21 protein-coding genes are annotated in these 24,617 nt (G+C 39.2%); 9 read left to right on the top strand and 12 right to left on the bottom strand.

What is annotated here, in order from left to right:
* Positions 1 to 3 precede the first annotated feature (3 nt).
* From D172_RS11055 to adk, 6 genes are all read left to right on the top strand, one after another.
* Complete coding sequence (locus tag D172_RS11055) at positions 4 to 330, top strand: YbaB/EbfC family nucleoid-associated protein (protein ID WP_002962306.1); 327 nt, start codon at positions 4 to 6, stop codon at positions 328 to 330.
* 7 nt (positions 331 to 337) lie between these two features.
* Complete coding sequence (gene recR / locus D172_RS11050; protein WP_007375859.1) at positions 338 to 946, top strand: recombination mediator RecR; 609 nt, start codon at positions 338 to 340, stop codon at positions 944 to 946.
* Positions 947 to 1,240: 294 nt separating this feature from the next.
* Positions 1,241 to 3,142: an MFS transporter gene (locus D172_RS11045; protein ID WP_007375858.1), complete on the top strand. Its 1,902-nt coding sequence runs from the start codon at positions 1,241 to 1,243 to the stop codon at positions 3,140 to 3,142.
* A 4-nt stretch (positions 3,143 to 3,146) separates the two neighbouring features.
* Positions 3,147 to 3,884, top strand: coding sequence for an RluA family pseudouridine synthase (locus tag D172_RS11040; RefSeq protein ID WP_007375857.1), 738 nt, complete (start codon positions 3,147 to 3,149; stop codon positions 3,882 to 3,884).
* A gap of 118 nt (positions 3,885 to 4,002) precedes the next feature.
* Positions 4,003 to 5,916, top strand: a complete 1,914-nt coding sequence (gene htpG / locus D172_RS11035) for a molecular chaperone HtpG (RefSeq protein WP_007375856.1) — start codon at positions 4,003 to 4,005, stop codon at positions 5,914 to 5,916.
* Positions 5,917 to 6,107: 191 nt separating this feature from the next.
* The gene (gene adk / locus D172_RS11030) at positions 6,108 to 6,752 is read left to right on the top strand and encodes an adenylate kinase (protein WP_007375855.1); all 645 of its coding nucleotides are present in this window, start codon (positions 6,108 to 6,110) and stop codon (positions 6,750 to 6,752) included.
* A gap of 254 nt (positions 6,753 to 7,006) precedes the next feature.
* Here the strand turns inward: adk and tpx are convergent, their stop codons facing one another.
* Positions 7,007 to 7,588 (bottom strand): thiol peroxidase, encoded by a 582-nt coding sequence (gene tpx / locus D172_RS11025; RefSeq protein WP_007375854.1) that lies wholly within the window; start codon positions 7,586 to 7,588, stop codon positions 7,007 to 7,009.
* 226 nt (positions 7,589 to 7,814) lie between these two features.
* Between tpx and D172_RS11020 the strand changes: the two genes are divergently transcribed.
* Complete coding sequence (locus D172_RS11020) at positions 7,815 to 8,819, top strand: response regulator (RefSeq protein WP_007375853.1); 1,005 nt, start codon at positions 7,815 to 7,817, stop codon at positions 8,817 to 8,819.
* A 3-nt stretch (positions 8,820 to 8,822) separates the two neighbouring features.
* Entirely contained in the window at positions 8,823 to 9,794 is a 972-nt protein-coding gene (locus tag D172_RS11015; RefSeq protein ID WP_007375852.1) for a sensor domain-containing diguanylate cyclase, read from the top strand.
* A gap of 232 nt (positions 9,795 to 10,026) precedes the next feature.
* Here the strand turns inward: D172_RS11015 and D172_RS11010 are convergent, their stop codons facing one another.
* The 5 genes from D172_RS11010 to D172_RS10990 form a co-directional block, all read right to left on the bottom strand.
* Complete coding sequence (locus D172_RS11010; RefSeq protein ID WP_007375851.1) at positions 10,027 to 10,914, bottom strand: universal stress protein; 888 nt, start codon at positions 10,912 to 10,914, stop codon at positions 10,027 to 10,029.
* Positions 10,915 to 10,919: 5 nt separating this feature from the next.
* Entirely contained in the window at positions 10,920 to 12,434 is a 1,515-nt protein-coding gene (locus tag D172_RS11005; protein ID WP_007375850.1) for a SpoVR family protein, read from the bottom strand.
* Between the two features lie 19 nt (positions 12,435 to 12,453).
* Entirely contained in the window at positions 12,454 to 13,737 is a 1,284-nt protein-coding gene (locus tag D172_RS11000) for a YeaH/YhbH family protein (protein ID WP_007375849.1), read from the bottom strand.
* A 31-nt stretch (positions 13,738 to 13,768) separates the two neighbouring features.
* Entirely contained in the window at positions 13,769 to 15,691 is a 1,923-nt protein-coding gene (locus tag D172_RS10995) for a PrkA family serine protein kinase (protein WP_007375848.1), read from the bottom strand.
* 210 nt (positions 15,692 to 15,901) lie between these two features.
* The gene (locus tag D172_RS10990; RefSeq protein ID WP_007375847.1) at positions 15,902 to 16,483 is read right to left on the bottom strand and encodes a superoxide dismutase; all 582 of its coding nucleotides are present in this window, start codon (positions 16,481 to 16,483) and stop codon (positions 15,902 to 15,904) included.
* Positions 16,484 to 16,749: 266 nt separating this feature from the next.
* Here D172_RS10990 and D172_RS10985 point away from each other — a divergent pair, with 266 nt between their 5' ends.
* A complete protein-coding gene (locus D172_RS10985) occupies positions 16,750 to 17,088 on the top strand; it encodes a Grx4 family monothiol glutaredoxin (protein WP_004335359.1) in 339 nt (112 codons plus the stop codon).
* An 89-nt stretch (positions 17,089 to 17,177) separates the two neighbouring features.
* Here the strand turns inward: D172_RS10985 and D172_RS10980 are convergent, their stop codons facing one another.
* From D172_RS10980 to D172_RS10955, 6 genes are all read right to left on the bottom strand, one after another.
* Entirely contained in the window at positions 17,178 to 18,491 is a 1,314-nt protein-coding gene (locus D172_RS10980; protein WP_007375845.1) for a sensor histidine kinase, read from the bottom strand.
* Positions 18,491 to 19,816, bottom strand: coding sequence for a sigma-54-dependent transcriptional regulator (locus D172_RS10975; RefSeq protein ID WP_007375844.1), 1,326 nt, complete (start codon positions 19,814 to 19,816; stop codon positions 18,491 to 18,493). The genes D172_RS10980 and D172_RS10975 overlap by 1 nt, the downstream gene beginning before the upstream one ends.
* A gap of 71 nt (positions 19,817 to 19,887) precedes the next feature.
* Positions 19,888 to 21,096, bottom strand: coding sequence for an ABC transporter permease (locus tag D172_RS10970; RefSeq protein ID WP_007375843.1), 1,209 nt, complete (start codon positions 21,094 to 21,096; stop codon positions 19,888 to 19,890).
* An 11-nt stretch (positions 21,097 to 21,107) separates the two neighbouring features.
* Positions 21,108 to 22,421 (bottom strand): ABC transporter permease, encoded by a 1,314-nt coding sequence (locus tag D172_RS10965; protein WP_007375842.1) that lies wholly within the window; start codon positions 22,419 to 22,421, stop codon positions 21,108 to 21,110.
* 3 nt (positions 22,422 to 22,424) lie between these two features.
* Complete coding sequence (locus tag D172_RS10960; protein ID WP_004335374.1) at positions 22,425 to 23,135, bottom strand: ABC transporter ATP-binding protein; 711 nt, start codon at positions 23,133 to 23,135, stop codon at positions 22,425 to 22,427.
* Positions 23,136 to 23,177: 42 nt separating this feature from the next.
* Positions 23,178 to 24,431 (bottom strand): efflux RND transporter periplasmic adaptor subunit, encoded by a 1,254-nt coding sequence (locus D172_RS10955; RefSeq protein ID WP_007375841.1) that lies wholly within the window; start codon positions 24,429 to 24,431, stop codon positions 23,178 to 23,180.
* Positions 24,432 to 24,617 lie beyond the last annotated feature (186 nt).

Genomic DNA, 24,617 nt, shown 5'->3' with positions numbered 1-24,617 from the left:
GTTATGTTTAAAGGTGGAATGGGCAACATGATGAAGCAAGCGCAGCAAATGCAAGATCGCATGCAAAAAGCCCAAGACGAAATCGCAACTCTTGAAGTTGTTGGTGAAGCCGGTGCAGGTTTAGTTAAAGTAACTATGCTTGGTAACCACAATGTACGTCGTGTTCAGCTTGATGAGAGCTTGATGGAAGACGACAAAGACATGATTGAAGACTTACTTGCAGCAGCATGTAACGATGCTGTACGCCGTGTTGCAGAAGAAACACAAGAGCGCATGGGTAAAGTAACTGGCGGTATGCAATTACCACCAGGTATGAAAATGCCGTTTTAAGTAAATAATGCAACTTTCAGATAGTTTAAATCAGCTTATAGAAGCACTGCGCTGTCAACCGGGCATTGGTCCAAAGTCAGCGCAACGTATTGCCTTTCATTTATTAGAGCGCGACCGAAAGGGAGGCACTCAGCTGGGCAATGCATTGACTAAAGCAATGACCGCCATAGGGCATTGCCAATCTTGTCGCACCTTTTGCGAACAAACGCAATGTGATATTTGTTTAAGTACAAAGCGCCAAGACAGCGGCATATTATGTGTTGTTGAATCGCCTACTGATGTACTCGCTATAGAGCAAACAGGCCAGTATTTAGGGCTATATTTTGTTTTAATGGGTCATTTATCGCCAATTGACGGTATCGGCCCTAAAGAAATTGGCTTAGACGTTTTAGAGCAAAAACTTGCTCAAGGCGGTATTAATGAGGTTATTTTAGCGACTAACCCTACCGTTGAAGGTGAAACTACTGCTCATTATATTGCGCAGCTTTGTCATAAATATAAAGTAGATGCCTCGCGTATTGCTCACGGTATTCCTGTGGGGGGCGAGCTTGATTTGGTTGATGGTAGAACGCTGATGCATGCCTTTAGTGGCAGACGCGCTGTTACTCAAGACTAACTTAAAGTCACTATTTGAAAACATATTGTAAAAGCCTACATGATTAACTTATGTAGGCTTTTTGTTTTTAAGGTAAGCTTAGAAGCAGTCTAATACCAATCCGCAATAATACTTAATCATTTTGCGGGGCTAAACGTGTCGCTACCTGCGTTAAAAATTTCTCAGTTAGAGCAACTAAATAGCGAATTTTTGCCTAGCTATCAACACGTTTTTCAGCCCTAAAAATAGATCATTTAATTAAACGAATTGGTATAATATATTTTGGGGCTATGTCTCTAATTAGTAAGGAATACAATGAAAGATAATCAACCCTACCAAGGTACATTACTGGGTAGTAAGCGTTTTTTACCGCTTTTTATTACGCAGTTTTTCTCAGCAATAAACGATAACGTGTATAAGCAATCAGTGCTTATTCTATTGATATTTCAGGCTGCAACGCTTGCAGATGGCGCACTTTATTCTAATATTGCTGCGGGATTATTTATTCTTCCGTTCTTTTTATTTTCAGGGATGGCGGGGCAGCTTGCAGAGAAAACAGAAAAATCAAAATTGATTAGAATCGTAAAACTATGTGAAATCCCTATTATGGTTGTAGGGGCAGTCTCTATTTTAACGCAGTATGTGTGCTTAATGTTAGCTACAGTATTTTTAATGGGCGTACAAAGTACGTTTTTTGGGCCATTAAAATACTCTATTTTACCCCAGCACGTAGCACCTAGCGAATTAACAAAAGCGAATGCCTTGGTTGAATCGGGCACGTTTGTAGCAATACTGATTGGTACAATTTTTGGCACTTACTATATTACTCAATCGGTAGGTCCTACGCTTATAAGTATAGCAGTATTAGTACTGGCTGTTATGGGTTACGTAAGCAGTCGCTTTATACCCGTTAGTGAGGCGAACGAGCCAAACTTAAAATTTACCTATAATATATTTTCATCCACAAAAAACGTATTTACAGCACTTAATTCGCAAACAGAATCGGTTGGTAAGTCAGTGCTCGGGATCAGCTGGTTTTGGTTAATTGGCGCCATCGTTTTAACGTCCCTACCAAATTATGTAAAACATGTAATGGGCGGCGATGAATTGGTGGTAACCAGTGCACTGGTTGTGTTTTCATTGAGTATTGCTATTGGTTCATTACTGTGTGAAAAGTTATCTCGCTTTCGTATTGAGCTAGGCATTGTGCCCTTTGGCGCTATTTTAATTACCTTGTTTTTATATTTACTGAGCCAAGAGCCCGCTATTAGTACCTATAAACCTCAAAACACTGAATTATTAACACTCGAACAGGTATTGAAAACAGGCGATATGATGTGGCATTTCATATGGATGGCAGGCATAGGCATTGGCGCCGGTTTTTACACTGTACCGCTATATGCGCTTATTCAACAACGGACTGAAGAAGCGAGTCGATCACGAGTAATAGCGGCTAACAATGTATTAAATGCCTTGTTTATGGTCGGTAGTGCTGTTTTAAGTATTGTCACGTTGTCTATTTTTCAGTGGAGTATTTCAGAGCTATTATTGCTACTTGCGGGGCTAAATTTACTTATTTCTGCTTATATTTATACTAAAGTACCTGAATTCTTTTTACGCTTTGTTATTTATATTTTGGCCATTTGTATGTACAGAGTGCGTACAAAAGGTGAAAGTAATATACCTGATGAAGGCGCTGCTGTTATTGTGTGCAACCACGTGAGTTTTGTTGATTGGATGTTTATTTTAGCCGCCTCACCAAGGCCTATTCGATTTATGGTATTTGCCCCTATTTATTATTCGCCAGCTCTGCATTGGTTATTTAAAATGGCTAAAGCTATTCCCATTGATAGTGAAAAAACCAATCCTGAAGCGTTTAAAAAAGCGTTTGATGAAGTGGCTGCTGCGCTTGAAAAAGGCGAGCTTGTTGGTATTTTCCCCGAAGGAAAACTAACCAGTGATGGCTCTATCGATATTTTTCGCCGAGGAATAGAGCGTATTATTGAGCGCTCACCTGTGCCCGTTATTCCTGTGCATTTAGGGGGCTTGTGGGGAAGTATGTTTAGCCGAAAAGCTAAGTGGCAACTACCACGATTAAAATGGTCTTTGGTGTCGGTTGCAGTCGGTGCCCCGATTGCTGCTGATAAAGTAGTAGCAGATGATTTACGTGAAAAAGTATTGGCTTTAAAAGCGCTTCATTCAAAAGATAGTGACTAATTTAATGATTAACTTAATGGCTAACTCAACATCGCAAACACCTTCAGAACAACCCATTATAGTTGATGATTTTGTAGCGCCTAAGTGCGACGGGTTTATTGAAATATTATATCAAGATGACGATATTTTATTGATCAATAAACCCAGTGGGTTATTGAGTTTGTCGGGCAAAAATACGCTTAACTGGGATTCAGTGCATTACCGTTTAGTACATGGTCAAAAAGGGTTAACAGCCGCTTTTGCTGAGGCTAAGTTACCGCATCGGTTAGATTTGGGTACATCGGGCATTATGATTGTTGGATTAAACGCGATTGCGTCAAAGCATCTTAATAAACAGTTTCAGGCGCGCACTATTCAAAAGCGTTATGTAGCCATGTTAGAAGGGTGCTTAGCTGTTGATGAGGGGTCAATTACTGCGCCAATAGCAAAAGATAAACTGCTTTTTCCGCGAGTTAAAATTTGCCAATCGACTGGCAAAACCGCAGTCAGTGAATATAAAGTACTGGAACGGCTAAAACAACCATACAGAACCTTAGTGCAATTTACGCCCGTTACTGGGCGTACTCATCAATTGAGAATACACAGCCAGTTTATAGGCCACCCTATTTTAGGTTGCGATTTATATAAAAGTGCGCAAAGTGAAAATATGGCTGGGCGCTTACAATTACATGCAAGCGATTTATATTTTGAGCACCCCGTCAGCGGCGAGAAAATTCATATTAATTGCCCGCACTCGTTTTAAATAATTTTACTGTTCTTTGTTTTCATTTCACCTTTTTTAAATTTTTCCCTTGAAGTTCTAACACCTCACCCCATATTAAGTGCATAACGCAGACACTTTGCAAATTGGAGATATATAAATGACTGCAGCTCAAAAAGAAACATTAGGCTTTCAAACAGAAGTAAAACAATTATTAAACTTAATGATTCATTCTCTTTATTCTAATAAAGAAATATTTTTACGTGAACTTGTGTCAAACGCATCAGATGCGGCAGACAAGTTACGCTTTTTGGCACTATCTCAAGGCGATCTATACCAAGGCGACGCTGATTTACGTGTGCGTATTAGCGCAGATAAAGAAGCAAATACAATTACCATTTCAGATAATGGTATTGGTATGACGCGCGATGAAATCATTAGCTCATTAGGGACTATTGCAAAGTCAGGCACTGCTGAGTTTTTCAAAAACTTAACAGGGGATCAAAGTAAAGATTCACAATTAATTGGTCAATTTGGTGTTGGTTTTTACTCAGCATTTATTGTTGCCGATTTAGTAACTGTTCGTACACGTAAAGCGGGTGAAACAACAGCTTACGAGTGGGAATCTCAAGGTGAAGGCGAATACACACTTCAAGAAATTGAAAAAGAAGGCCGTGGTACCGATATTATTTTACATCTTCGTGATGAAGAAAAAGAATTTGCTGACGATTACCGCCTACGTGGCATCGTAACTAAATACTCAGACCATATTTCAACGCCGGTACAAATGTTTAAAGCAGAAGTACCAGAGTCTGAAGGCGAAGACGGCGAAAAAATTCCAGCAGTACCAGGTGAATGGGAAAGCATTAACCGCGCAACTGCATTGTGGACACGTGATAAGTCAGAGCTTTCTGATGAAGAATACAAAGAATTTTACAAGCACGTAAGCCACGACTGGGAAGATCCACTTAGCTGGGCGCACAATAAAGTTGAAGGTAAAACTGAATACACCAGCCTTTTATACATCCCTAAAAAAGCACCTTTCGATTTATGGAACCGTGAACGTCAAAGTGGTTTAAAACTTTATGTACAACGTGTATTTGTAATGGATGATGCTGAGCAGTTTATGCCAAGCTACCTACGCTTTGTAAAAGGTTTACTAGATTCAAACGATTTACCGCTAAACGTATCTCGTGAAATTCTACAAGATAACAAAGTAACGCAAGCTATTCGTAAAGGGTGTACATCGCGCATTATTAAAATGCTTGAGCGTATGGCTAAAAACAAAGCTGACGATTACCAAGTATTTTGGAATGAGTTTGGCCAAGTAATGAAAGAAGGCCCAGCTGAAGATGCGGCAAATAAAGAAGCCGTATGTAAGCTACTACGTTTTTCGTCTACTCATACTGATTCAGAAACACAAGATGTGTCGCTTGAGCAATATGTTGAGCGCATGAACGAAGGCCAAGACAAAATTTACTACGTTGTTGCTGATACATTTACTTCTGCGAAAAATTCTCCGCATTTAGAGATTTTCCGCAAAAAAGGCATTGAAGTATTACTACTAAGTGACCGTGTTGACGAGTGGATGATGAGCCACTTAACTGAATTTGCTGATAAGCAACTACAGTCAATCACACGTGGTGATTTAGATTTAGGTAAGCTGGACGACGAAGAGACTAAAAAAGCACAAGAAGAGTCTGAAAAAGAGATGGCTGGCCTTGTTGAGCGTATTAAAACAGCACTAGGTGATGACGTTAAAGAAGTGCGCTTTACGCACCGCTTAACAGATTCTCCAGCATGTGTTGTAAGCGACGACAACGACATGAGCTCACAAATGCAAAAGCTAATGGAGTCTGTGGGCCAAGCAGCACCAGAAGCAAAACCTGTGTTTGAGCTAAACCCAGAGCATCAACTTGTTAAGCACTTAAATGACGAACAAGATGAAGATAAGTTTGCACAGTGGTCACATGTTTTACTAGACCAAGCATTACTTGCAGAGCGCGGTACACTTAAAGATCCAACAGGGTTTGTTACTCGCTTAAATAAACTAATGCTTGAACTAAGCAAATAAGCAAATAGCTATTTACTCAGTTAATAAAGTATAAATTATGTACTTTAAATAAAAGGGAACCTGTGTTCCCTTTTTTAATGCGCTGTAAATACATCAACAACTCATCAATTAGTATAAGTTGCTTGAGTATCGGCGGCGCTTGTGGAAGAATTCAGGCTTTAAAATAAATATCCATACTAGGGGACAATAATATGCGCATTATTCTTTTGGGCGCGCCGGGTGCAGGTAAAGGTACTCAAGCTCAGTTTTTAATGGACAAATACGGTATTCCACAAATTTCTACTGGCGATATGTTACGTGCAGCAATTAAAGAAGGCACACCACTAGGTCTAGAAGCAAAAAAAGTAATGGATGCTGGTCAACTAATTTCTGATGATATTATTATTGGTTTAGTAAAAGAGCGTATTACTAAAGCGGATTGTGAGAAAGGCTTTTTACTTGATGGCTTCCCGCGCACAATTCCTCAAGCCGATGCAATGAAAGAAAATGGCGTAGTGGTTGATCACGTTATTGAATTTGACGTGGCTGACGAAGTGATTGTTGAACGTATGGGCGGACGTCGTGTTCATCCTGGTTCTGGTCGTGTTTACCATGTTGTTTATAATCCACCAAAAGTGGAAGGTAAAGACAATGAAACTGGGGATGACTTAATTGTTCGCGCAGACGATACTGAAGAAACAGTACGTAAACGTTTAGGTATTTACCACGAGCAAACTATGCCGTTAGTTGATTACTACCAAGCAGAAGCGGCGGCTGGTAACACTCAATACCACAAACTAGATGGTACGCAAGCTGTTGAGGCTGTAAGTTCACAACTTGGTGAGCTTTTAGGTTAAATTTAAAAGCCTATTAAAAAACCGCCAATTGGCGGTTTTTTGTTTTAAGTCTAGAATACTTAATCAATTTGAGAGATTAAATATGACGTTAACAGCGTTAAAAATTCTGATATACGACGGCATGGATGCCGAAAGTAGAGCAATGCAGGAGCAATTAGTGATAACAACTCAATAACGAATTTTTTGCCTTGTCATGGATACGATTTTCTTATCTAAAAATAGATCACTTAATTAAGCGAATGGGTATATTAACTTTACAGCGTTTTAAGCTTCTCAATTACGCTGTTGTATTCTGGTTCAGTTGAAAGGCTACTAACGAGTTGTTTATAAATAATGCTGTGGTTTTCGTCTAATATTATTACTGAGCGAGTTAGTAACCCCATATCTTTAATAATTAACCCATATTTTTGGCCAAAATCGCGCCAAACAGAATCAGATAATGTAGTTATTTTGTCTATGTTCTCAGCTTTGCAAAATCTTTTTTGAGCGAATGGCAAATCGGCACTAATAGTAAGCATGACAACTGCAGGAAATTGCGTCGCAACTTTTTCGTTAAAGTGTTTTGTTTGTAGACTACAAATACCTGTGTCTAAACTTGGTACTACACTAATTAAAATAGCTCGGCCCTTATAATTATCCAGTGTGACAGGTGTAAAGTTTCCATCGACAACTTTAAAATTAGGTGCGTTATCACCAACTGATACACCTTTACCGAGTAAAGTAACCGTCTTACCCTGTGCAGAGACTTTACCTATATCGAGAGTGTTTTCTGGGATATCAGAAGCGAAAGCCATAGAACAAAAAATACTTAAGGCAAAAGTTAATGAGCGGAGCATAGGAGTTTCCTTTTTAAATTAACGCAATAGGCGTCAGTGTATTATACTGCGTTGGAGTAACCAAGGTATTATCTGTGTCTCTATAAAATTGGTAATGATTCAGTCATATAAAAAAACTGTAAATAGGCTATACTTTGGTTAACATGCAGTTACAAAAATATCTTCTATAATAAAAATGCGTGTATCACTTTTGGTATGTATAACTGGTTAAAAATAGAGAGATAGTATGTCAACATCTGTATTAATATGTGATGATTCAAAATTAGCGAGGCGTCAATTAGCCCGTTCTCTACCTGATGATTGGGATATTAAAGTTGAATTTGCGATAGATGGTGTTGATTGCATCAAACAAATAAAGTCAACTGAACCTGAAATCCTTTTCCTTGATTTAAACATGCCAGAAATGGATGGCTATGAAGTTTTAATGGCCATGAAAGAGCTTGGGCTCAATATACTTACAGTTGTAGTTTCAGGTGACATACAGCCTAATGCTCATCAAAGAGTGCTTGAACTGGGGGCTATCGATTTCATCCAAAAGCCATGTTCCCCTCAAAAATTAGCCGATATTATTGAACACCATGGCATTAAAGATAAAGCCATGCGTGAACGTCTTTCTCATTCTCTAGGTGAGCAAGTAGACCCAGATGTGCGAGATATATACCAAGAGCTAACTAATGTTGCTATGGGTCAAGCCGGTGATTTACTTGCGCGATTACTTAATGTGTTTGTTGAGCTGCCAATCCCAAATGTGAATATCTTAGAGGTTAGTGAACTCGATATGGCGCTACGCTCTATTGATAATAATGCAACCACTTCGGGAGTTTGTCAGGGATTTATTGGAGGAGGTGTATCTGGAGAAGCATTATTATTACTTAATGACTCTAGCTTTAAAGAGATAGCCTCACTGATGAATTACGATGGTGAGCTTAATGACAAAGTGGAACTTGAGTTACTTATGGATATAAGTAATATTTTAATCGGGGCTATTTTGACTGGTCTTTCAAAACAACTCGATATGTCGTTTAGCCAAGGTCATCCTATCGTACTTGGCCAGCACAGAGATGTATCTGAATTAGTGAAAGCGAATAAGTCGCGCTGGCAGCGTACGCTTGCTATAGAAATTAGCTATGGTATTGAAAATCACGATATTAACTGTGACCTTATGCTGTTATTTACTGAAGATTCACTTAAAACTTTGAAATACAAAGTTGCTTACCTATTAGAAGACTAAGTTATGGCTGCTGATTTAGATATGAATGAAATCCATTGGTTAATGGATATGTTTAACACCGTTGATGTAGGTTTAGTTGTACTCGACAGGGAGTATAAGGTGTGTGTGTGGAATGGTTTTATGGAAAACCATTCGGGGTTATTACCAAGTGCTGTAAAAAATAAAGATTTATTTGATTTATTTCCTGCTATAGATGAAAAGTGGTTTAGAAGTAAATCAGAGCCAGTATTTGTACTAAAAAACCGCTCGTTTACCATTTGGGAACAACAGCCCTATATATTTCGCTTTAAAAACTATCGCCCAATTACTGGCAAAGCTGAGTATATGTATCAAAATGCGACATTTATACCGCTTACTAATATACGAGCAGAAGTTAGCCATATTTGTATCATTCTTTATGATGTAACTGATATTGCAGTTAACAAAAAAGAGTTAGAAGAGCTAAATAAAAGACTTGAGCAAGTAAGCCAAACCGATGCCTTAACGACGTTATACAATCGTGGTTATTGGGAAAGTATGCTTAAACAAGAGTATTTGCGAACAAAACGTAATGCAGGGTGTAGCTCTCTGTTAATGTTTGATATTGATCACTTTAAAAAGGTGAATGATAAGCATGGTCATAGTTGTGGTGATGAGGCGTTACGCCATATTGCAAAGTTATTACGTACCACATTACGTGAAACAGATATTGCTGGACGTTACGGTGGTGAAGAGTTTGTATTAACTCTACTTGATACCGATAAGCAAGGGGCTGAAATATTTGCTGAGCGCTTAAGGGTGTTGATTGAATCAAGCCCTGCCTTTTATAAAAATGTTGAAATCAAGATGACAATAAGTATCGGAGTTGCGTGCTTTAGTAATGAATTTAAAGATCATGAACGCTGGATTGAAGCCGCTGACAGGGCTCTTTACTTTTCTAAAAATAATGGACGCAATAAAGTCACTGTTTTTGATGATATAAAAAATGACGCTTAAGCATCATTCTTATTAATCACTCTTTATACCAATGCGCAATAATATTTAATTAATTTGAGTGATTAAATCTGACGTTAACTGCGTTAAAAACTTCTGATATACGACTGCATGGATGCAGAAGGTAGAGCAATGTAAGAGTAATTAGCGATAACAACTAAATAACGAATTTTTGCCTTGTTATTGATACGATTTTATTACCTCAAAATAAAGCACTTAATTAAGAAAATTGGTATTAGATTGAGTGGGGGGGTAAAATAAGTAAATCAGTTTTAAGTAAGCGCATTATTTTTTCTGCTGTGTTGCCAATAAGCTTTCCCTTAATACCCACGTTGCCTACTGAGCCAATAATCACTAACTCAGCATCAAGTTTTGCTGCCAAGCTTGGTATGACTTGTTCCGCTAAGCCCGCTTTAATGTGTAATTTATCACGCAAGTTGTATTCATTAATCAGATCACGTTGTAGTTCCGGTAATTTTTCGAATGCATTGAGTACTTGTTCATCTGAAAATACAATACCTAAGTCTCTCAAAATAGGTGAGACGTGCACGGTATAACATGCATAAAATTCGCAGCCCTCTGAGTTAGCATAATCTAGGCCACAGTTAATAATAGCTTTATTTAACTGATGCTTAGATGCCTTTTCGCTGCCTAAATCAAGAGCAGCTAACACATTACAGTTATTTCTCCATTTATTATCTGCGGCCAAATAAAGTGGTATTGGTGAAAATCGAATAAGCTGCCAGTCAAGTTCACTAAATTGAGTTTGAGCATCAATATGCCTAGTTTTTATTGCCATATCATAATTAGTTGCGTTTATTTCGTTATTTAACCATTGCTCTGGTGATTCATGCCAAACCGTTTGAAATGTATACTCACAATCAGTTAGCTCTTTTTTTAATAGAGGTTCTAATGTTGCTCTGAGTAATGAAAGTTGTTTGTCTTGAATGGCAAGTACTTGCTCTGGTGATAATGAAAATAATATATTACCAGTGTCTTCATAGCTAAATGCAACAATATCAATATGTTTACTGTCTTGTAGTGCTTTTTGTTTTGCGTGTATTAATGCTGTTTTTGCACAATTTACTGAGTCGATCAGTACGAGAAGCTTTTTCTTATCCATTATATTCACTCTGTTGTATGACGAGTGTCATCTGTTGGACATTGACCAATAGTTGAAATCTCACCAGAATTAGACTCTTCTTCCAGTTTTACCTTAAAGCCCCATAGCCTGTAAAGGTGTTTTAGCACTTCTTCATGTGAGTTTGCCAATGGAATGCAATTATGAGGTACATAGCGAAGTGTAAGTGCTCTATCACCTCTAATATCAACATCATATACTTGAATGTTAGGTTCATGATTACTTAAATTATATTGCGCGGAGAGCACTTCTCTAACTGTTTTATAGCCGCTATCATCGTGTATCGCACCAATCTCTAAATGGGGATTATTAGTATGGTCAATAATAGTAAATAATTTGAAATCACGAATTAACTTCGGCGATAAAAACTGGCTAATAAAGCTTTCATCTTTAAAGTTTTCCATGGCAAAGTGCAATGTATCTAGCCAATTACTGCCTGCATACTCAGGAAACCATTTTTTATCTTCTTCAGTTGGATGTTCACATATTCTGCGAATATCAACCATCATATTAAAGCCTAAAGCATATGGATTAATGCCTGAATAATACTTACTGTTATAAGGTGGCTGATAAACTACGTTGGTATGACTTTGTAAAAACTCTAACATGAATGAGTCGGTGAGCTTCCCTTCATCATATAAGTGATTAAGGATGGTGTAGTGCCAAAATGTTGCCCAACCTTCGTTCATTACTTGAGTTTGCTTTTGTGGGTAAAAGTATTGCGAAATTTTACGGACAATACGTATCACTTCACGTTGCCAAGAGTCCAGTAATGGGGCATTTTTTTCAATAAAATATAAAATATTTTCTTGAGGCTCAGTAGGAAAATGGCGTTCTTTCTTTTTAGTTTCCTGTTGCTGTTCGGGAATCGTACGCCACAATTCGTTTACTTGTGATTGTAAGTATTCTTCACGTTCTTGTTGGCGTTTTTGCTCTTCAAATAGTGATATTTGCTGTGGACGTTTATAGCGATCGACCCCGTAATTCATTAACGCATGACAAGAGTCGAGTAAGCTCTCTACCTGAGTAATACCATATTTTTCTTCACAGCGGCTTATGTAGTTTTTAGCAAATACCAAGTAATCAATAATTGAGCCAGCATCGGTCCAGGCTTTAAATAAGTAATTACCTTTAAAAAATGAGTTATGTCCGTAACATGCATGCGCCATTACAAGTGCTTGCATAGGTAGGGTATTTTCTTCCATTAAGTACGCAATACAAGGGTCTGAATTTATCACTATTTCGTAAGCGAGACCCATTTGTCCGCGCTTATAATTTTGCTCTGTTTGAATGAACTTTTTACCGAACGACCAATGACTGTAGCCAATAGGCATACCAACACTTGAGTAAGCATCCATCATTTGCTCTGCGGTTATCACTTCAATTTGATTAGGGTAGGTGTCTAACCTATAGTGAGCTGCAACACGAGCAATTTCACCTTGGTACTCATCTAATAAATCAAAGGTCCAATCTGGGCCATCACTCAATCGTTTATCATTCATAATGTTACCTCGCTTTTGGCTATGCAGAGTTTTGCTGTTGACGACCTTTTTTAAATAGCTCCCTAAAAATTGGGTAAATATCTTCAACGCTTTGAATATGCTGTATGGCGAAATTATTATGGCTGTGTGTTATAGATTCATATTCGCGCCATAGGCTTTGATGAGCACGAGTGGTTATTTCAATATAAGCAAAATAACGTACTGCGCTTAAGAGCTTATTACGTAATATTTCACCACACTGCGGGGTGTCGTCCGCCCAGTTATCGCCATCAGAGGCTTGTGCGGCGTATACATTCCACTCATTTGCGTGATAACGCTCTTTTATTATTTCGTTCATTAATTTAAGTGCGCTTGAAACAATAGTGCCGCCAGTTTCTTGGGAGTAAAAAAACTCTTGTTCGTCTACTTCTTTAGCTTGTGTGTGGTGGCGAATATAAACAACTTCTATGTCTTTATAACTGCGGGTTAAAAATTGATAGAGCAAAATATAAAAACGCTTTGCCATGTCTTTTGTTGGCTGATCCATTGAGCCTGACACATCCATAATACAAAACATCACGGCTTTGCTGGTGGGGTGAGGGCGCTTTTCGTAATTACGAAAACGTAAATCGTAGTTATCAATAAACGGAACCGACTTAATTTGCACTTTTAATGCTGCAATTTCTTTTTGTAACAAAGCAATTGCCGCTTTATCGTTATGTGGACCAGCAAGCAGCAGAGCAAGTTGTTCTTCGAGCTCTTTTAAACGGCGTTTTTTACCTGCACTCATGGCAACACGCCGTGCAAGCGAGCCTTGAAGAGAGCGTACAATGTCAATATTACTTGGCATGCCGTCGCTACAAAATCCTGCGCGATGGGTTTTCATTTGCACTAACTTATCAAGCTGGTTCTCTTGTAAGTTAGGAAGTTCTAGATCTTCAAACAGTAAATCAAGGTATTCATCTTTTGATATTGAAAATACAAACTCATCTTGTCCCTCGCCCGAATCGCTGGCGTCACCTTCACCGGCACCACCGCCTTGTCCGCCTTTAGGGCGCTCAATTTTATCACCTGTAGAAAACTGATCGTTACCAGGGTGAATTTGCTCTCTATTCCCGCCTTGCCCTTGATGAAATGTAGGTTCGCTGATATCGCGTTGTGGAATAGAAATACTCTCACCAGAGCTTGAATCGGTAACGCTGCGTTTGTTAATCGCATCTGAAACCGCTTCTTTAATTTGCTTTTTATAGCGCCTAATAAAGCGCTGGCGATTAAGCGTACTTTTATTTTTTCCGTTTAAACGCCTATCTATAAAATGCGCCATATTGACCTCCTATATACTACGACTATGAAGGTTATTGCGATTTTCTAACCCGTAAATACCACTCAGAAAGCAAGCGAACTTGTTTTTGTGTATAGCCTTTTTCGACCATACGGTTCACAAAGTCTTCGTGCTTTTGCTGATCCTCTGCAGACGTTTTAGTATTAAACGAAATAACAGGGAGTAAATCTTCGGTATTAGAGAACATTTTTTTCTCAATCACCGTGCGTAGTTTTTCGTAGCTTGTCCATAGTGGGTTTTTACCGTTGTTGTGTGCACGGGCACGCAGTACAAAGTTCACTATTTCATTACGAAAATCTTTAGGATTAGAAATACCCGCTGGCTTTTCTATTTTTTCAAGTTCAGCGTTTAGCGCTGCGCGGTCAAATAGCTGTCCTGTATCGGGGTCGCGATATTCTTGGTCTTGTATCCAAAAATCTGCATAAATAACATAACGGTCAAAAATATTTTGTCCGTATTCCGAGTACGATTCTAGATAAGCGGTTTGCAGTTCTTTACCTATAAACTCGACATATTGTGGAATTAAATAGCCTTTTAAAAAGCTTAAATAACGCTCTTCTATTTCACTTGAAAATTGCTCGCGCTCTATCTGTTGCTCAAGCACATAGAACAAATGCACCGGATTTGCAGCAACCTCAGTGGTATCAAAGTTAAACACACGGGACAAAATTTTAAACGCAAAGCGGGTAGAGAGCCCCGTCATACCTTCATCAACCCCTGCGTAATCACGATACTCTTGATACGATTTTGCTTTAGGGTCGGTATCTTTTAGAGTTTCGCCATCATATACCCGCATTTTAGAATAGATACTTGAATTTTCTGGCTCTTTTAAACGTGATAGCGTCGTAAATTGCGCCAATGTTTTAAGTGTACCCGGTGCACATGGCGCGTTGTATAGCTCGCTGTGCTCAAGTAATTTGTCGTAAATTTTAATTTCTTCAGTTACACGTAAGCAATAAGGGACTTTTACAATATAAACACGGTCTAAAAATGCTTCGTTGTTTTTATTGTTTTTAAAGGTTTGCCACTCAGACTCATTCGAGTGAGCGAGGATCATGCCATTAAAGGGCAGGGCACTAATGCCTTCTGTGCCGTTATAGTTACCTTCTTGGGTTGCGGTAAGTAAAGGATGCAGCACTTTAATAGGCGCTTTAAACATTTCTACAAATTCCATCAGCCCTTGGTTAGCTAAACATAAAGAGCCAGAGTAGGCGTATGCATCAGGATCGTTTTGGGCAAAGTGCTCAAGCTGGCGAATATCGACCTTACCAACCAGTGCTGAAATATCTTGGTTGTTTTCATCTCCTGGTTCGGTTTTGGCAATGCCTATTTGGTTTAAAATAGAAGGGTAGCGTTTAACCACTCTAAACTGGCTAATATCACCATTGAACTCTTTTAAGCGTTTGCCTGCCCAAGGCGACATAATGGTTTTTAAGTAGCGCGGTTTAATACCGTACTCTTTGCTGAGTACGTCTGCATCTTCGATAGGATCAAACAAGGAGAGGGGGTGGTCGTTTACAGGAGACCCTTTAATTGAATAAATAGGCACTTGTTGCATTAAATACTTTAGTTTTTCAGCAATGGATGATTTACCCCCACCTACAGGCCCGAGTAAATAAAGCACTTGTTTGCATTCTTCTAGCCCCTGAGCCGCATGTTTTAAATAAGAGACTATTTGCTCAATGGCGTCTTCCATACCATAAAAATCAGCAAAGGCAGGGTAGCGCGCAACTACTCTATTTGAAAATAATCGACTTAGTCGTGCATCCGTTGCGGTATCTACCATGTGTGGTTCGCCAATTGCCATGAGTAGGCGTTCTGGTGCGCTGGCGTAGGCAGACTTATCGGTTTTACAAATCTCAAGAAATTCAGCGATACTGTATTCTTCTTCCTGTGCCGCTTCGTATCGTGCTTGGTAATGCTCAAAAATCGTCATAATAACCTCCGAAACCCGCTGTAAAAAGGTGCTTACCTTTTAAAGTCTAGTCACGAATTGGTATTTTTGTGCAATAAAATTAAAAATTTAAGTGAAAAAAGATCATGTTGAACTAATGAACACAACAACACGTATAAACGAAAAAGTAAAAGAATAACATACAAAAAAAGACGCCTAAGCGTCTTTTTAAAATTAGCGTTTAAAGGCTAATTAAGCGAAGTTAGCGTTCGCGAATTCCCAGTTAACAAGCGACCAAAAACCTTTAAGGTAATCTGGACGAACGTTACGGTAATCAATGTAGTAAGCGTGTTCCCATAAATCCACAGTAAGGATTGCAGTAACGCCATCATCAGTTAATGGTGTAGCAGCGTTAGATGTATTAACGATGTCTAGTGAACCATCAGCAAGCTTAACTAACCACGTCCAGCTTGAACCAAAGTTATTTACTGCTTTATCGTTTAATGCCGCTTTAAACGCATCAAAAGAACCCCATTTTGCGTTGATTGCATCAGCAACTGCGCCAGTAGGCTCGCCGCCGCCGTTTGGAGATAAGCTGTTCCAGTAAAAAGTATGGTTCCAGATTTGTGCTGCGTTGTTAAATACGCCGCCTTCTGATGAACATACGATCTCTTCTAGAGATTTGTTTTCAAACTCAGTACCAGGGATTAAACCATTAAGCTTAACCACGTAAGTGTTGTGGTGTTTGCCATGGTGAAACTCTAGTGTTTCTTTTGAAATATGTGGCTCAAGTGCGTCGATTGCATATGGTAGTGACGGTAGTTCAAATGCCATTTTTTTATCTCCATCTTCTTTGGTTGATAGTCCATTTGGTAATACGTAATGCCTGTTGAAACAGACCAGTTACCTATACCAAGCGGTAATATAGTGTTACTATAATTGTTGAGTATTTTACTCAAGTTTAAGCAAACAGCAATGCTATTGCGAAAGACTATTTCAATTGCGGCTTTATTTGCCCATTTTAAGTTATATATTTGTGGTCACGATGAGTTATTTTCAAGACCAAAATATATTTAGCTATCGTTACTTTGAGGTTGTAGATGGAAACCATTGATAAAATTAAACAGCAAATTTCAGAAAACCCAATAATCCTTTTCATGAAAGGGTCACCAAAATTACCAAATTGTGGTTTTTCTTCACAAGCATCGCAAGCGTTAATGTCATGTGGTGAACCATTTGCATACGTTGATATTTTACTTAATCCAGACATTCGTGCTGAGCTTCCAGCATACGCAAATTGGCCAACATTCCCACAACTTTGGGTAGATGGCGAATTAGTTGGTGGTTGTGACATTATTATCGAAATGTTTCAACGCGGTGAATTACAGCCGTTAATTACTGAAACTGCTGCTAAATATAAAGAAGCTGACGCAGAGTAATTTATTACTCAACCTGAACTCGGGTTATTAAGCTCTTTAAACACAAAGCCACTTTTTAAGTGGCTTTGTTGTTTTTAATTTGTGTAAATTTACGAATAAGGAAGGCTCACTTGAACGTTTAAGCCGCCCTCTATTTTGTTATGTAAACTTATATGCCCTTGGTGCGCTTCTGCTATTTCTCTGCATAAAGCTAGCCCTAAACCACTCCCCGTACTTTTTGTTGAATAAAAGGGCACTAAAGCATTTGCCATTACTTGCTCGCTCATTCCTTTACCGCAGTCGCTTACATTTATAACACATGCTTGGGGTACAAACTCGACCTGAATATGTATTTCATTGGCGTTGGAGCCTGACTCGTGTGAATTTTTTAATAGGTTTATCAGCAGCTGCTCGAGTTGTGTTTGATCAGCTTGTAATTCATTGTGTGAATTTTTTATTTCGTAGCTAAATTGCCAGTGATTTTTTAAATTCTCGAGTGTGTTTTGCCAGTTAATCCGCGTTTTTTGTGGCTGAGGTAATTTAGCAAACTTGCCATAGCCTTGTACAAATTCAGTTAAGTGACTAATTCGCTCATCAATAGTTGCAAATACACGGGCAAGACGAGGCTCATCAACTTTATTTGCGAGCAATTGTGCGCTGTGTAGCATGGATGACATAGGGCCGAGTGAATTATTTAATTCGTGGCTAATAATGCGTATTACTTTTTTCCACACGGCAACTTCTTGGCGACTAAGTTCACGGGTTAACTGTTTAAATATATATAAATGATGCTTTTGATTATTAAGTAAAAACTCCCCAGTGGCTAAATGCCAAGTTTGCGAGTCTTGATTCTCTATTTCTATATTAAAGAGGCCATCAATACCGTGCTCTATAGCTGCTACTAATTGCAGAGGCGAATTTTCGAGTAACTTGCTTAGTTGCATACCTTCAAGGCGAGATGCGCTATTAAATAAGCTACGGCTAATTAAATTACTAAATACCACCGTATTATTATCATTGACCAGCAGTAGCGCTTGCGGCGAGCTTTGCAATACTTTATCAAGCATTAACTCGCGCTGGTAAATCCATTGTTTTTCTTGGCGAAGCTGTTTTGCGGTTTGATTATAAAGTTGGCATAGCTTTCCAAGTTCATCATTACTTTTATACGCAAGCAAACTGGAGAGCTCACCATCTTTAAAATTAAGTAATCCGGTTTCGAGCGATTGCATGCCAAGCTTTATTGGCTTGGTGATGGCTCTTGAAAGCAAGGTGCTAAATGTAAGCGTTAGTAATATTAAAAGCAGGGTGTAATACATATCAAAGCCACTTAGCGCGGCAATAATAACAACAGGCAGCGCGCTACAAAGCCCGCAAATTAATACAATCTTTTGGCTTAGGGTAAAGTTGCTAATAATGTTTGGCATTAATAATCAATACCCATTTTTTGTAACCGCCTGTAAAGTGCTTGTCGGCTTAAACCAAATTCACGGGCCACTTTGGCTATAACACCTTGATGAGTGCGCATTGCGTGTTCTATTTCCTGTTTGGTCGGCTCTGCTTTTTGTTGGGAAGAGACCGGTGACGAAAGAGCAAAGTCATCGACTGTAAGCGCACCTGTAGGTTTTAGTACCGCTACACGCTTACAAGCGTTTTCTAGCTCTCGAACGTTACCTGGCCATTTGTAGTGTTGAAGTGCTTGCTCTGTGTTTATAGTCAACTCTCGGTGAGGTAAAAAGTGGCTAATAAGCGCTAAAACATCATCTTGTCTTTCGCACAGGGCAGGCACATTGAGCTCAATTACGTTAAGGCGATAATATAAGTCTTCCCTAAATCGACCTTGTTCAATTGCTTGTAGTAAGTTTTCGTTAGTGGCCGATATAACGCGCACATTTACTTTTCGTGTTTGCGTTGAGCCTAAACGTTCAAACTCGCCGGTTTGTAGTACGCGTAGTAATTTTATTTGTCCTGAAAGTGGTAAATTACCAATTTCATCTAAAAATAACGTACCGCCATCAGCTGCTTCAAATCGACCAATACGTTGTTTAGTTATCCCCGTGTATGCGCCAGCTTCAGCGCCAAAAAGTTCGGCCTCTATAAGTTCTTGCGGTAATGCACCTGCGTTTACCTTAATAAAAGGTTGTGATACAAGTGGGGAGTTTTTTTGAATAATATGCGCAATACACTCTTTGCCACTCCCATTAGGGCCTGTAATTAATGCAGATATATCAGATTTAGCCACTTGTAGCGCCATAGTAACCAGTCGTTCCATCGCAGTACTTTTAAATATTAGCCCAGCAAGGTCTGCGCTTTTAAATGTACCTTCACGTTCTTGTTGATGGCGATTATGTGTCGCCACTATTTTTTTAGCACTGCCTAGCTCTATTAAGTTACCGATACAAACTAGTAGTTTTGCATCATCCCAGGGTTTTGGTAAGTAATCGGCAGCACCTGCTTTTACAAGCTCAATGGCGGTGGCAAGTTCGGTCCAGGCTGTAATAAGTATAATAGGGAGGTGTGGGTTTATTTCTCGTAGTTCATAAAACAAGGCTTTACCTTCTTCACCAGAGGTCGTGTCACTGGTAAAGTTCATGTCTTGAATTACAAGCTCAATGCGTTGATAGCGAACTATTTGCAGAGCATCAAACGGATTTGTTGCAGTGACTACCGAAAAGTCGTGGATCTCGAGCAACAATGAAAGTGCGTCGAGTACTGCTTGGTTATCATCAACAATGAGTATTTTATGAGTCATAGGTTATTTTTATAATTTTTTGATGGCTACACTGCCTTACTAAGCAGTGTAGCATAGTGATTTAAATATAATTAAATAGTGCGAGTTGCGATACTGGGCGAAATATTGGCAGCGCGTTTAGCTGGCGCTAATACTGCAAGTAAACTCATTAATAATACGGCAATGGCGGTAACGGCTATATAACTTGGCGGTAGTGCGGCTACAGAAAAATACTGCATTAACATTTTCCCAAGTAGTATTGCTGTTACTACACCTAAGGCTAAACCTAGGCTACAAATTAATGCATTTTCTACTAAAAAGTAGCTAACAATAGCTGACTTTCTTGCGCCAAGTGCTCTGCGTGTACCAATTTGCTTAGTACGTTTGCTAATATTAAATAAGGTTAAGCCAAAAATACCGAGAGCGGTTATAAGCACTAAAATAGTGATTAATACTATGAGCATGCGCATCATAAGGCGATCTTGAGCGGTGTACTCATTTTTTAGTTCATCAAGCCCTTTAATGTTATTAATAACGCGCTTACTGTAATTTGCAAGCATGGCATTTTCTATTTCTTTCATTACAGTTGCTCGCTGACCTGGCTCTGTACGAACGGCAACTTGTGTATAACTTTCTGCTTTAATATAAGGAATAAACGCAAAATTATCGGGTTTACTGTCTTTGAGCCACGGGCCTTTCATTTTTCCGATCACGCCAATAACTTTAAGTGGTAGGTCACCAAAATAAACTATTTTCCCTAAACCATCTCCATCAGGATAGAGCTCATCAAGTAGGGCTTTAGTGACTATAGTGACGTTGGTGCGCTTTTGTGTAATTTCGTTTGTAACGAGCACTTCATCTTCGGTAAAGTTTCGCCCTGCAATTAAGTTAACGCCGTAGGTATTAATAGCATGATCGTCTATAAAAATATAAGCGGCCCTGACACTTAGGCCTTCTTGTGGGGCAGGTTTTAAATTAAAGCTCGAAGCGCTGCCACTCCCTGATAGTGGAATACTACTGCTTAATGCGGCATCGACCACGCCTGGCATTTTTCTAAGCATGCTTTCATCAAGCTCAAACTGCTGACTTAAGTTAATATCAGTACCAAAGGTCATTACATTAAACTTAAATATATCTTGTTCAGGGTAGCCCGTTTCTTGGTTTAAATAACTAATTCTATCTTGAATGATAAATGCAGCATTACTGACTATGGCTGTGGTAATTGCAATTTGAATTAGCAGTAATACAGCGCCCACCTTTGAGCGGCATAAGGCGTTAAATATAGGTTTTATTTCTAACATTGTGACATTCCTTATTGGCTCTTAAGATAAATAGCAGGGTTGGTTTTACACACTAGCCAAGCAGGGTACAAACCAGCCAAAATGCAGGTTGTAATTGCAATCAATGGGGCGCTCAATAGCATGGTTAAATCCATTGTCGCTAAATTTTCATAGTAGTCATAGCTTTGCCCTACGCCCATTAAGCCAAGTTGTGCTAGTACAATTCCTAGCATGCCACCTATAAAGCCAAGCATGGCGACCTCAACTAAGTGCTGTAAAAATATTTGCCTTTTACTCGCACCTAATGCGCGTCTTACACCTACTTCTGGCGCTCTGCGTAAAAACTTGGCTAAAAGTAAACCTAAAATATTGGCTAAGCAGACACCTAAAAACATAAAGCTCAGGCCCACTAAAATTTTATTGTCTTCGGTGACGACGTTGTTGTATTGCATCCATTGGTTTACATCGCGAAGTTTATACTCAAGTTCTTTACGATTAAATCGCCCACGTTTTTGTTGTTCCTGCATATAGGCTAATAAGTAATTTTGATAGGCTTGTTTTTGTTCAAGCGTATTTAGCTCTGCCCAAAACTGGATCCATACTTGCTCAGATTGCAGTTTATCTGCAAAGGTTGGTGTGTTTTCGTGCTTCCATCCATTGCTATTGCCCCAACTTACGAGCTCTTTTGCCTTTATTAAGCTAAAGGGCATAAATAACTCTTCTACTTGATTAAATGCACCGTTATTTAAATCATAATATTTAATATTGAGAGGCCAATGGTTAATAACACCAGCTACTTGGTAGCTTGCATCATCTAAGTAAATCAGTTCTCCGACAGAGTTTTTTCCTGCAAATAGTTTATCGTTTATCTCTTGGGTAATAACAACCACAGGTGCAGCTGAGTTTTCTTGCTCTTTGCTCCAAGCCCCACCGTACAAAAATGACAAATCAAACATGCTAAAAAAGTCAGGCGTTGTCATCCGTGCACTGCCAATAAAGGGTTTTATTTTATCTGAATCTAAATAAACTGAAAAGCCGGTACGCATCATAGCCACTTTTTTCTCTGACGTGGGCGCGTTTAATAAGTTCTCAGCATCTTGATAGGTCAGTTGCAGTGGCATGTTATCTTCTGTCCACCACGTACTACCATCGTCCATTGTTTGTAATTGCACACTGTAAAGTTGGCTGCTTTTTTCTGGGATAGGATCGGCCGACATCATATGATAAACACTAAGGCTGGTCATTGTTATGCCTATACCTATCGCAATGGCAAGTACCATTAAAAAGCTAACCAGTGGGGTGCGCTTGAAGCTGCGCCAACTTAAATCTAAATAATGAATAAACATTAGTTAAACCCCCGATGCTGTTTTTATAGTTTGCGCGCCCTGATAAAGCGTAAAGTCGGCAAGCTGCCCATCAACTACTTGAATATTACGCGGAGCACGGCGGGCTAATTCGCTATCATGCGTTACCATTACAATAGTGGCACCGTCGCGATTGATTTGTTCAAGTAACTCCATAACTTGGCGAGCCATTAAGCTGTCAAGGTTACCTGTTGGCTCATCGGCTAGTAAAAAACGAGGTTCACCAGCAAGCGCACGGGCTATTGCAACACGTTGTTGCTGGCCACCAGAGAGTTGTTGAGGTAAGTGTTTAGCGCGAGATGCTAAACCAACTTGTTCAAGGCATTGCTCAATTCGACGTTTTCGCTCATTTGCTTTAATCCCTCTATAGCGAAGAGGAACTTCTATGTTTTCATATAAATTTAAATCAGGGATTAAATTAAAGCCTTGGAATATAAAGCCAATTTTTTGATTACGTAAATCAGCACGTTGGTTGTCGTTTAAGCTGCCAACATTAACACCATCCAACAGGTACTCACCTTCGTTAAAAGGCTCGAGCATACCTGCAATATTTAAAAAGGTTGTTTTTCCTGAGCCGCTAGGACCGGTAACAGCAATAAATTCGCCTTCGTTTACTTGCAGGTTAAAGTCTCGAAGTGCATGGGTTTGTACCATTTCTGTTTGGTATACTTTACTTACATTGTTCATTTGTAACATGGGTGTTCCTAATTATTTTTAGCGTTGGTTGAGAACGTCTGTTTAATTTAATAAAATCGTGTCGGCTTGTTTAAAGTCGCTGTAGCTTGAAATAATAATTTCATCGTTTTCTTTAACACCGCTTAAAAGTTCAACCGCGTTAATGCTTGTGGCGCCTATAGTAATAGGTATGCGTTTTGCAATATTGCCTTGTACCTTATAAGCAACAATTCCGCCTTGCTGCATAAATGCACCGCGCTTTACTTGCATTACACCTTCTCGGTTGTCGAGTAAAATACGTGCAGTTAAGCGTTGGTTCTGACGAATGTTGTTAGTAACGCCTTTAAATCGGACGCGTGCTGTTACTTCACGGTTATTAACTTCTGGTGATATGGCGGATAAATTCCCTATCACTGTTTCATTGCCTAACTTAAGCTCTACTTCCATACCGAGTCCTAATTCGTTTGCGTAACTTTCAGGTACTTGGAGCTCTGCTTCGAAATTACTTAAGTCGACGAGTGTCATAAGAGGTTGGCTTTGCGTCACTGCGGCTTTTTGTTGCACAAGTAGGTTACCCACGATCCCAGTAACGGTAGCTTTAATAGATAGGTTGCTTACTTTTCTGATTAAATCATCAACAATAAGTTGCTGGCGGGTTACATCACTTTTAGCTGCTTGTAGTTCAAAGGCGAGCGTGTCTTTGGCAAGTAATACCTCTTGTTGTGCATGCTTATATGTGAGCTTTGCACGTGATAAATCATCAACTGCTTTTTCAAGATCAATTTGGCTAATTAAGTGCTTTTGTATTGATAACTGCGCCCGGCGATTTTCGCGCTCAGCGGCGTTAAGCTCAACTTGTGCCATATCAAGTGTTTTATTTAAAGTGAGTGTTTGGCGTCTTGCTTGCAAGTGCTGCCTTTGCTGCTCGCCTTGTAGTCGTTTAAGTACAGACTCCTGTTGCTTTAATTCGTTAGTTAACTCAGGGCTTTGCAGCAGAGCAAGTGTGTCCCCTTGCTTTACTGTATCGCCAGCCTTTACTTTTAAATCTATAAAACCACGTTCTGGGCTGTAGATTTTAGGAGCATTAGCAGCAACAATTTTACCACTGGCGGCAATGTCTCGAATGAGCGCTTTAACGTGTACTTTGGCAACCTGTACTTTTGAGCGGCTAATAGAGCTTTTAGCGCTATGACTCGTTAAAAAAATATAAGCAATTGTCGAGGCTACAATGAAAATAACCGCAGTGATGACCGCGTATTTTTTATAGTTCATAGGTGCCTTTACTTGTACGTCTTGTGCGCTGGTATCTTTAATCATTAGGCTCTCCTACACGGCTTTTATATATTTTTCACACAGTAGAAAAAAAACTGCGGTGCAAATAGCGACAATAGGAGATATCAAAAATAAACTAAGCATAAACATAATTATTCCACTTAACGAATGTGTATAGCTCTATACTATTAGCATGCCAAAGCGTAACTCACTGTAATTAGGTAATTAAAT

It is taken from the genome of Pseudoalteromonas sp. Bsw20308 (assembly GCF_000310105.2).
GTDB lineage: Bacteria > Pseudomonadota > Gammaproteobacteria > Enterobacterales > Alteromonadaceae > Pseudoalteromonas > Pseudoalteromonas fuliginea.
Note: the sequence above shows the minus strand (reverse complement) of the source record. Positions and strands in the feature narration are given on the sequence as shown.

What these genes read in the sequence shown, in the direction of transcription:
- D172_RS11005 (WP_007375850.1), bottom strand. Translation starts at nt 12,434, where the DNA reads ATGAATGATAAACGATTGAGTGATGGCCCAGATTGGACCTTTGATTTA.
- D172_RS11045 (WP_007375858.1), top strand. Translation starts at nt 1,241, where the DNA reads ATGAAAGATAATCAACCCTACCAAGGTACATTACTGGGTAGTAAGCGT.
- D172_RS10955 (WP_007375841.1), bottom strand. Translation starts at nt 24,431, where the DNA reads ATGATTAAAGATACCAGCGCACAAGACGTACAAGTAAAGGCACCTATG.
- D172_RS10990 (WP_007375847.1), bottom strand. Translation starts at nt 16,483, where the DNA reads ATGGCATTTGAACTACCGTCACTACCATATGCAATCGACGCACTTGAG.
- D172_RS10995 (WP_007375848.1), bottom strand. Translation starts at nt 15,691, where the DNA reads ATGACGATTTTTGAGCATTACCAAGCACGATACGAAGCGGCACAGGAA.
- D172_RS11020 (WP_007375853.1), top strand. Translation starts at nt 7,815, where the DNA reads ATGTCAACATCTGTATTAATATGTGATGATTCAAAATTAGCGAGGCGT.
- D172_RS11015 (WP_007375852.1), top strand. Translation starts at nt 8,823, where the DNA reads ATGGCTGCTGATTTAGATATGAATGAAATCCATTGGTTAATGGATATG.
- D172_RS10980 (WP_007375845.1), bottom strand. Translation starts at nt 18,491, where the DNA reads ATGCCAAACATTATTAGCAACTTTACCCTAAGCCAAAAGATTGTATTA.
- adk (WP_007375855.1), top strand. Translation starts at nt 6,108, where the DNA reads ATGCGCATTATTCTTTTGGGCGCGCCGGGTGCAGGTAAAGGTACTCAA.
- D172_RS11040 (WP_007375857.1), top strand. Translation starts at nt 3,147, where the DNA reads ATGATTAACTTAATGGCTAACTCAACATCGCAAACACCTTCAGAACAA.
- D172_RS11000 (WP_007375849.1), bottom strand. Translation starts at nt 13,737, where the DNA reads ATGGCGCATTTTATAGATAGGCGTTTAAACGGAAAAAATAAAAGTACG.
- D172_RS10970 (WP_007375843.1), bottom strand. Translation starts at nt 21,096, where the DNA reads ATGTTAGAAATAAAACCTATATTTAACGCCTTATGCCGCTCAAAGGTG.
- D172_RS10975 (WP_007375844.1), bottom strand. Translation starts at nt 19,816, where the DNA reads ATGACTCATAAAATACTCATTGTTGATGATAACCAAGCAGTACTCGAC.
- tpx (WP_007375854.1), bottom strand. Translation starts at nt 7,588, where the DNA reads ATGCTCCGCTCATTAACTTTTGCCTTAAGTATTTTTTGTTCTATGGCT.
- D172_RS10985 (WP_004335359.1), top strand. Translation starts at nt 16,750, where the DNA reads ATGGAAACCATTGATAAAATTAAACAGCAAATTTCAGAAAACCCAATA.
- D172_RS10965 (WP_007375842.1), bottom strand. Translation starts at nt 22,421, where the DNA reads ATGTTTATTCATTATTTAGATTTAAGTTGGCGCAGCTTCAAGCGCACC.
- D172_RS10960 (WP_004335374.1), bottom strand. Translation starts at nt 23,135, where the DNA reads ATGTTACAAATGAACAATGTAAGTAAAGTATACCAAACAGAAATGGTA.
- D172_RS11055 (WP_002962306.1), top strand. Translation starts at nt 4, where the DNA reads ATGTTTAAAGGTGGAATGGGCAACATGATGAAGCAAGCGCAGCAAATG.
- recR (WP_007375859.1), top strand. Translation starts at nt 338, where the DNA reads ATGCAACTTTCAGATAGTTTAAATCAGCTTATAGAAGCACTGCGCTGT.
- D172_RS11010 (WP_007375851.1), bottom strand. Translation starts at nt 10,914, where the DNA reads ATGGATAAGAAAAAGCTTCTCGTACTGATCGACTCAGTAAATTGTGCA.
- htpG (WP_007375856.1), top strand. Translation starts at nt 4,003, where the DNA reads ATGACTGCAGCTCAAAAAGAAACATTAGGCTTTCAAACAGAAGTAAAA.